We start from the raw sequence: 8,093 nt of genomic DNA, 5'->3' as shown, positions 1-8,093 counted from the left end.
GACGGCCAAGACCGACCTGAAGGCCGGCGAGTCCCTCGACGGCGAGGAGCGTCAGGGAGGCGAGGCCGGCGTCGCCCTCGCCGGCCTCGCCTCCCTGACGCTCCTCGCCGGATGCTCGGCCTCGCCCGACGGAGACGGCGGCGGATCCGCCGGCGGCTCCGGCTCCGGCGCCGACATCGTGTCGCTCGTCGACGCCTCCGCGCAGACCCCCGCCGACGAGGTCGCCTCCTCGCTCGGCACCCCCACCGTGCCGGACGGCGCGAAGCTCTGCTACATCACCCGCACCCTCTCCAACGAGTTCTGGGGCTACGAGCGCGACGGCTTCGAGAACCGCGCGAAGGAGCTCGGCGTCGACTACCAGACCTTCGACGTCACCGACGAGTCCTCGATCACCGAGCAGCTCGACAAGGCCAAGAGCGCCATGAACCAGGGCTGCTCCGCCATCCTCGCCTCGCCGATCTCGGCCACGGGCCTCGACTCGATCTTCGAGTCGGCGCTCGCCGACGGCATCCCCGCGATCGTCCTCAACGACGCCAAGAGCGGCGTGGCCGGCACCGTCTACGTCGGACCCGACGCGACCACCATCGGCGCGACCGCCGCCGACTACATCGCCGACAAGCTGCCCGACGGCGGCAAGGTCGCGATGATCGAGGGCGATCCGGGCTCCTCCAACGCGATCAACCGCGGAGACGGCTTCACCGCCGCCCTCGCGAAGCACGAGAACCTCGAGCTCGTCGCCTCCCAGACCGCCTCGTGGGACCAGACCAAGGCGCAGGAGATCGCGACCACGATGCTGACCGCGAACCCCGACATCGCGGCCTTCTACTCGCAGAACGACGGCATGGCGCTCGGCGTCCAGGCCGCCATCGACGCGAAGGGCCTCACCGGCGAGGTGATCCTGGTCGGCACCGACGGCATCCCGCAGGCCAAGAAGCAGATCCTGGCCGGCGACTACACCGCCACCGTCAGCGAGCTGCCCACCACCGAGGGCGCGACCGGCGTCGACGCCGCGCTGTACCTGCTCGCCGGGAAGAAGGTCCCCGCGTGGATCGACGTCCCCGCGTTCATCATCGACAGCACCAACGTCGCGCAGTACGAGACCGGGATGCCGTAACCCGTCACCTCCTCCCTCCCCACGACCTCCTCGACAAGGAAGTAGACGGAACATGGCCGAGCATCTGCTCGAGGTCCGCGGCATCGCGAAATCGTTCCCGGGCGTCCGCGCCCTGGACGGCGTGAGCTTCACGCTCGACCGCGGCGAGATCCGCACCCTCGCCGGCGAGAACGGCGCGGGCAAGAGCACCCTGCTGAACATCCTCGGCGGGGCCCTGCGCCCGGACCGCGGCTCGATCACGATCGACGGCGTCCGGCGGATGGAGTACACCTCCCGCCAGGCGCTCGCCGAGGGGGTCCGCATCGCGCACCAGGAGCCGGCCATCGTGCCCCAGCTCACGGTGATGCAGAACCTGCTCCTCGGGCGGACGCGCAAGCAGCGCGCGTCCGCCCAGGACGACATCGACCGGGCCCTCAAGGACGTCCACCTGATGGGCTTCCCGATGGAGGCGAGGACCCCGGTCGGCCGGCTCAGCCCGGCGCAGCGGCACGCGCTCACCATCGCGCGGGCGTTCGCGTTCGGCGCGAAGATCGTCGCGCTCGACGAGCCGACGACGAGCATGCTCGAGCACAACGTCGAGGGGGTCCTCACCCGGGTCCGCGAGATCGCCCACGGGCGCGGCGTCGGCGTCATCTACGTCTCGCACAAGATGCCGGAGGTGATGAGCGTGTCGGACACGGTCGTCGTCCTCCGCGACGGCCGGCCCGCCTACGACGCTCCGATCGGCGAGACCTCGTCCGAGGACATCGTGCGGCGGATGGTCGGCCGGGAGCTGCTCTCGTTCGAGCGGCGCCACCCGGTCGCCCCGGACGCCGAGGTGCACTTCGAGGCCACGGGCGTCGTCCACCCGAGCGGAGTCGGACCGGAGTCGATCAGCGTCCGCCGCGGCGAGGTCGTCGGCATCGCCGGCCTCGTCGGCTCCGGCCGCACCGAGTTCCTCCGCGCGCTCATCCGCGCCGACGACGGCACCGAGGGGACCGTCCGCCTGGGCGGCCGTCCGCTGCGCATCCGCTCGCCGCGCGACAGCCGCGACGCCGGCATCGCGTTCATCCCCGAGGACCGCAAGCACCAGGGCCTCGTCCTCCAGACCCCGGCCTACGCGAACGTCGCCCTCACCTCCGACCGGCAGCTGAACGGCTTCGGCCCCTTCATCAGCACGAAGCGGCAGATCGAGACGGCGGAGGAGATGGGCCGGCGCATGTCGCTGCGTCCCGCCGACGTCCGCCTCAACGCCCGCCAGTTCTCGGGCGGCAACCAGCAGAAGATCGTGATCGCGAAGTGGATCTGGCTCGGAGCGAGCGTCTTCCTCTTCGACGAGCCGACCAAGGGCGTCGACGTCGGCGGCAAGGTCGAGATCTACGAGCTCATCGATCAGCTGGCCTCCGAGGGGCACGCCGTGATCGTCGTCTCGAGCGACCTGCCCGAGATCATCTCCATCAGCGACCGGGTCCTCGTGATGAGGTCCGGGCGCTTCGTCTCCGAGCACGTCGGCGATGACATCACCGAGCACAGCATCGTGGCCAACGCCATGGGCGTGGCGAAAGGAACCTCATGACCTCCCCCGAGACCGGGAGCGTCGCCACCCCGCGCCGGCGCTCCTTCAACCTGCAGGCCTTCGGCATCTACATCGCCGCCGTCGTCCTCTTCGTCATCCTGGGCGTGCTGAACCCCAACTTCCTCACCATCGGCAACCTCCGCGACGTCGCGGTGTCGGCCAGTGTGAACGCCATCATCGGCATCGGCCTGACCTTCGTCATCATCACCGGCGGCATCGACCTGGCGGTGGGCGCCATGGCCAGCTTCGTCGGGATCGTCAGCGCCTCGCTGATGGTCAACGGCGGCGTGCCCCCGCTGCTCGGTCTCGCGGCCGGCATCGTCCTCGGCCTGATCTGCGGAGGGATCAACGGCCTGCTGGTCACCAAGCTGAACCTGCCGCCCTTCATCGCCACGCTCGGCACGATGAGCGTGTTCCAGGGAGGCGCCTACGTCGCCACCAACGGCAAGCCGGTCTACGACGTGCCGAAGGAGTTCATCCTCCTGCTCAACAGCTACATCGGAGGCGTGCCCGTCGTGGTCGTCATCGTGGCTGTCGTCGGAGTCGCGGCCTGGCTGCTCCTGCGCAAGACCGTGTTCGGCCAGAACGTGATCGCGGTCGGCGGCAGCGAGGAGACCGCCTGGCTCTCGGGGGTCCGGGTCCACCGCGTCAAGATCGCCGTCTACTGCATCTCCGGCGGGCTCTCGGCCCTGGCCGGCCTGGTCATCGTCGCCCGCATCAACGCCGCGCAGCCGGACGCGGGCAGCCCGTACCAGCTCACCGCGATCGCCGCGGCGGTCATCGGAGGAGCGAACCTGATGGGCGGCGAGGGCCGTATCGCGGGCACCCTGGTCGGCGCGCTCATCCTGGGCGCGCTCACCAACGGCCTGGTGCTTCTGAACGTGCCGAGCTTCTACGAGCAGATCGTCACCGGCCTCGTCGTCCTGATCGCCGTCACGCTCGACCAGGGCAGCAAGGGCTGGCCGATGTTCTCGAGAGGCCGCAGGAAGAAGCAGGAGGACGTCGCCGCTCCTCCGACCGAGTCGACGCCGTCGGTGAACGCGTGACGGCGCTGACCGCCCTCGACGGCGCGCGGGTCCTCGTGACGGGCGGCTGGGGCCTCATCGGGCGGCCCACCGTCGCGGCGCTCCTGGCGGAGGGAGCGGTCGTCACCGTCCTCGACCGCAGCGACGCGGGGGCGGACCCGGCCGTCCGGACCGTCGTCGGCGACGTGACCGACGAGGCCGTCCTCGCCGAGGCGCTGGCCGGCCAGCACGCGGTCGTCCACCTCGGCGGCTACGCCGGACTCGGAATGGCCGACGCGGTCGAGACCTACCGCGTGAACGCCGTGGGCACCTTCGCGGTGCTCGCGGCGTCCGCGGCGGCCGGAGTCGCCAAGGTCGTCTACGCCTCCAGCATCAACGCGAACGGCTACCCCCTCGGGGCCGAGCAGGCGCTCCCGCCCGTGTTCCCCTACTCCGAGGACGCGGCGCCCCGGATCTCGGACGAGTACTCGCTCTCGAAGCTCGCGAGCGAGGACGCGGCCCGGATGGCGCACGCCACCTGGGGCCTCGAGCTCACCGGCCTCCGCTTCCCGCTGGTGCGCGACATCACCCTCGACGGCGGGCGGCGGTTCGGCGAGCACCTGCGCACCGCGATCGCCGCCGACCCGCGCCGGCAGGCTGCGGAGGGGTTCAGCTACCTCGACGCGGCCGATGCCGCCCGCTCGGTGCTCGCGGCGCTGCTGCACGACACGCCTCCCGCGCCGGGGATCCTGGTCGCCGCTCCGCTCACCTACCTCCGCGGCGACACCGCGGCCGCCCTCGACGCGATCGCCCCCGGCGTGCCGCGCGGCGAGCTGCCGGGCCGCTCCGTCGGGCTCGACCTCTCCCGCTCCCGGGAGCTGCTCGGCTTCGAGGCCGCGGTGCTGCTCGACGACGTGGCGCCCGACCAGCTCGCCGAGGTCGCCCCGTGACGCTCTCGCTGCTCGGCCTCGGACCGATGGGCGCCCCGATGGCGCGGAACCTCGTCGACGACGGCGGCCTCGTGGTCTGGAACCGCACCCGCGCGAAGGCCGACCCCTTCGCCGCGCTCGGGGCCCGCGTGGCGGCGACTCCGCGCGAGGCGGCGGCCGACATCACGCTGACGGTGCTGCCGGACCTCGCGCAGATCGAGTCGCTGCTGGACGGCGAGGACGGCCTGCTCGCCGGCTGGCGCGAGCAGGGCATCGCGGATCCGGTGCTCGTCGTGCACGGGACCGTCTCGCCCTCGGCGGTGGCCGCGCTCGCCGCGCGCCTCGCCGAGGAGCACGGCGTCCGCGTCGTCGACGCCCCGCTCAGCGGCGGCACGGTCGGCGCCCGGGACGCGACCCTCAGCATCATGCTGGGCGGTGAGGAGGAGGCGGTCGCCCGCGTCCTCCCCGTGCTCGCGCGGCTCGGCCGCACGGTCCGCCACCTCGGCCCGAGCGGCGCCGGAGCGACCGCCAAGCTCTGCAACCAGATCGTGGTCGCCGGGACGGTCGCCGTCGTCTCCGAAGCCCTGCTGCTCGCCCGCACCGCCGGACTCGACCCGGAGGTGATGGTGGAACTGCTGCAGGGCGGCCTCGCCCGCACCACCGTGCTCGAGCAGAAGAGCGCCAAGTGGCTGGAGGACGACTTCGCCGAGGGCGGCAGCGCCCGCAACCAGCTGAAGGACCTCCGCTACGTCCGCGAGGCTGCGGACGCCGAGGGGGTCGTCCTGCCCGCGATCACCGCCGTGACCGGCCTGTTCGAGAGGATGGTCGCCGACGGCGACGGCGATCTGGACCACACCGGCGTCGTCCGCACGATCGCGCGCCTCGGCGCTCCGGCCCCGGGGAGGCACGCATGAGCGGATTCCTCGTCATCGACGCCCACCACCACCTGACGGATCTCCGCCGCTCCTACCCGTGGCTGGAGGGGCCGGCCGAGCCCTTCCGCTACCACGGCGACGACCGGCCGATCCGCCGCTCCTACAGCGTCGACGACTACCTCGCCGACGCCCGGGACGTGACGCTCGCCGCCTCCGTGCACGTCGAGAACGGCGCGGCCGACGCGCTCGCCGAGACGGCCTGGATCGACGCCCTCTCCCGCGAGCGCCCGGTGCCGACGGTGCACGTCGCGCACGTGTCGCTCCTGGACGCCGACGCGCCCCGGCAGCTGGAGGAGCACGCCGGGTACTCCGTGACGCGCGGCGTCCGCGACATCCTGAACTGGCACCCGGATCCGGTCTTCACGCACCGCGACCGGCCGGGGATCTCGGCCGATCCGGTCTGGCGCGCGCACTTCGCGCGGCTCGAGCCGCTGGGCCTGTCGTTCGACCTGCAGGTGTTCCCCTCGCAGCTGCAGGAGGCGGCCGAGCTCGCCGGCGCCTTCCCCGGCACCGCGATCGTGCTCGACCACCTCGGCATGCCGATCGGCCGCGACTCCGACTCGGTGGACGAGTGGCGGAGGGGGCTGCGCGCCGTCGCTGAGCGCGAGAACACGGTCGTGAAGATCTCGGCGATCGGCACGAACGACCACTCCTGGACCCGCGCGTCGATCGCGCCGTTCGTGCACGAGACGCTCGAGGCGTTCGGGCCGGCGCGGACGATGCTCGGCAGCAACTTCCCGGTCGACAGCCTCTACTCGAGCTTCTCCGAGCTGTACACCGCGTTCGACGAGCTCACCGCGGCACTCTCGCCTGCGGAGCGGCGCGACGTCTTCGCGGCGACGGCCGACCGCTTCTACCGGATCGGAGCGCCGCTGCCCGCGGTCTGAGGAGGCAGCGGGCGCCGCGGCGCGTCCGGGCGCCGGAGCAGCCGCAGGCCGGTCGCGAGCTGCCAGGCCGTGACGGCGTAGACGGAGGCGCGCTCCCAGACGCCGTCGGGCAGCAGATCGACGCCGGGCACGCGGGTGTCGACCTGCAGCATCAGCAGCGCGAGCAGGCCGACCGCGCCGAGCACGATCCCGACCGTCCCGAGCGCCCACGGGGCGCGGCCGCGCCGGGCCGCGGCACCGGCGACGATCGAGGCCGCGTTGCCGCCGACGATCGCCATCGCGGCGCCGACCACGTGCAGGCCGCCGATCCCGTTCTGCGCACTGGCGCTGCTCCCGTGCACGAGGCCCACCACGGCGATGCCCACGGCGTAGACCACGGCGAGGGAGAGGAACAGCCCCCGCGATCCTCCCCGCGCCGCTCGCACGGTCGTGACGGCGGCGGCGAGGTAGAGCGCCCCCTGCAGGAGGAATCCGGCGTTCATCACCGCGTGCAGCGGCGAGTCGATCGCGCGCCCCTGGAACACGCCCACCTCGGGCACGCCGAGATCGCTGATGTAGTTCCGTGCGTAGCTGTAGCCCGGGAACGCGGACGCGGCGACCGCCTCCGCTCCCACATAGGCGAGCGCGCTCACCACCCACAGCACTCCGGCCCCACGAGTTCGCATGCGCCCATCATCCCCGGGCCCGGCCGCGCCGGTCCTCGTCGCCGGACGGCTCGCCGCCGCTCCGGTCACAGGCTGAATCCGCCGTCGGTCGTGAGCACCTGCCCGACGACCCAGCTGCGCGCCGACGTGGCCAGCCACGCGATCAGCTCCGCGGGGTCCGCCGGCGTGCCGACCCGGCCGAAGGGCGTGCTCGCGACGTACTCCTCGAGGTCCTCGAGTGACCGGTCGGTAGTCTCCGGGTCCAGGTATCCCGTGTTCACCGGACCGGGATCGATCGTGTTGAGCACGATCCCGAGCTCCAGGAGCTCGGCGGCGACCGTGGCGGTGACGCCGGCGAGTGCGGCCTTGCTCGCGGCGTAGGCGACCTCTCCGCGCATCGCGCCGTGGATCTGGCCGGACGTCATCCAGAACACGTGCCCCTGCGCCCGGGCGTAGGGCCCGGCCCCGACGACCCGGTCGCCGGGCCGGCGGGGTCCGTCGGTGCGCGGTGCCCGGAGCCGCGCGAACTCCGCGGTGAGCAGGAGGGTGGAGCGGGTGTTGACGTCCCAGAACGCGGTGAGCCGCTCGGGCGTCATGTCGAGGATGCTGCCGTCGTCGCCGCTCTTCGCGTGGTTGCAGACGAGGACGTCCAGGCTCCCGGTGAGGTCGGCTGCGGTGGCGATCAGACCGGGGATCGTGGAGGGATCGGCCAGGTCCGCGGCGACGTCGGCGAACCGCGCGCCCTCCGTGAGGTGCGCGCGGAGCTCGGACCGGACCGCATCGAGGTCGTCGCCTCCCCAGGGGAGGTCGAGATCGTGAGGGCGGTGATGGTGGACGACGAGGTGCGCGCCGAGGGAGGCGAGCTTCGCGGCGACGGCGAATCCGATGCCGCGCCGCCGCGAGACACCGGTGACGAGAGCGGTCCTGCCCTGCAGGGGGAGGAGTGCGGACACGGGGAGCCTTTCGATCGCGCCCGAGCGGGCGGGAGGGAGCGGGCCGGAGGGACGGGGATCGGGAAGACCTCA

General features: G+C 72.6%; 8 protein-coding genes. 6 read left to right on the top strand and 2 right to left on the bottom strand.

From position 1 onward, the window contains the following. The 6 genes from C5C10_RS14940 to C5C10_RS14915 form a co-directional block, all read left to right on the top strand. On the top strand, positions 1–1,114 hold a 1,114-nt coding region (locus C5C10_RS14940; protein ID WP_104329652.1), incomplete at its 5' end, for a substrate-binding domain-containing protein. Positions 1,115–1,166: 52 nt separating this feature from the next. Then, positions 1,167–2,669, top strand: coding sequence for a sugar ABC transporter ATP-binding protein (locus C5C10_RS14935; protein ID WP_104239248.1), 1,503 nt, complete (start codon positions 1,167–1,169; stop codon positions 2,667–2,669). Further along, positions 2,666–3,715 carry an ABC transporter permease gene (locus C5C10_RS14930; protein ID WP_104239249.1) on the top strand — a complete coding sequence of 350 codons (1,050 nt, stop codon included), beginning with the start codon at positions 2,666–2,668 and terminating at the stop codon, positions 3,713–3,715. The genes C5C10_RS14935 and C5C10_RS14930 overlap by 4 nt, the downstream gene beginning before the upstream one ends. Next, positions 3,712–4,623, top strand: coding sequence for an NAD(P)-dependent oxidoreductase (locus C5C10_RS14925; protein WP_181073479.1), 912 nt, complete (start codon positions 3,712–3,714; stop codon positions 4,621–4,623). Before C5C10_RS14930 ends, C5C10_RS14925 begins: the two co-directional genes overlap by 4 nt. Next, complete coding sequence (locus C5C10_RS14920; RefSeq protein ID WP_258060614.1) at positions 4,620–5,516, top strand: NAD(P)-dependent oxidoreductase; 897 nt, start codon at positions 4,620–4,622, stop codon at positions 5,514–5,516. The genes C5C10_RS14925 and C5C10_RS14920 overlap by 4 nt, the downstream gene beginning before the upstream one ends. After that, positions 5,513–6,424 (top strand): amidohydrolase, encoded by a 912-nt coding sequence (locus C5C10_RS14915; RefSeq protein WP_104329651.1) that lies wholly within the window; start codon positions 5,513–5,515, stop codon positions 6,422–6,424. The genes C5C10_RS14920 and C5C10_RS14915 overlap by 4 nt, the downstream gene beginning before the upstream one ends. On the opposite strand, the gene C5C10_RS14910 is transcribed toward C5C10_RS14915, so the two are convergent. Both C5C10_RS14910 and C5C10_RS14905 read right to left on the bottom strand, forming a co-directional pair. After that, on the bottom strand, positions 6,391–7,089 hold the full coding sequence (locus C5C10_RS14910) for a DUF998 domain-containing protein (RefSeq protein ID WP_104329650.1): 699 nt from the start codon (positions 7,087–7,089) through the stop codon (positions 6,391–6,393). The two genes, C5C10_RS14915 and C5C10_RS14910, sit on opposite strands and share 34 nt — an antisense overlap. A 65-nt stretch (positions 7,090–7,154) precedes the next feature. Continuing rightward, the gene (locus C5C10_RS14905; protein ID WP_258060613.1) at positions 7,155–8,021 is read right to left on the bottom strand and encodes an SDR family oxidoreductase; all 867 of its coding nucleotides are present in this window, start codon (positions 8,019–8,021) and stop codon (positions 7,155–7,157) included. Positions 8,022–8,093 lie beyond the last annotated feature (72 nt).

The organism is Rathayibacter sp. AY1A3, from assembly GCF_002930975.1.
GTDB lineage: Bacteria > Actinomycetota > Actinomycetes > Actinomycetales > Microbacteriaceae > Rathayibacter.
This window is presented reverse-complemented; position numbering and strand designations above follow the sequence as displayed.

Bases quoted from the DNA above. Each gene is read 5' to 3' on its own strand.
- C5C10_RS14935 (WP_104239248.1), top strand. From the start codon at position 1,167: ATGGCCGAGCATCTGCTCGAGGTCCGCGGCATCGCGAAATCGTTCCCG.
- C5C10_RS14930 (WP_104239249.1), top strand. From the start codon at position 2,666: ATGACCTCCCCCGAGACCGGGAGCGTCGCCACCCCGCGCCGGCGCTCC.
- C5C10_RS14915 (WP_104329651.1), top strand. From the start codon at position 5,513: ATGAGCGGATTCCTCGTCATCGACGCCCACCACCACCTGACGGATCTC.
- C5C10_RS14910 (WP_104329650.1), bottom strand. From the start codon at position 7,089: ATGCGAACTCGTGGGGCCGGAGTGCTGTGGGTGGTGAGCGCGCTCGCC.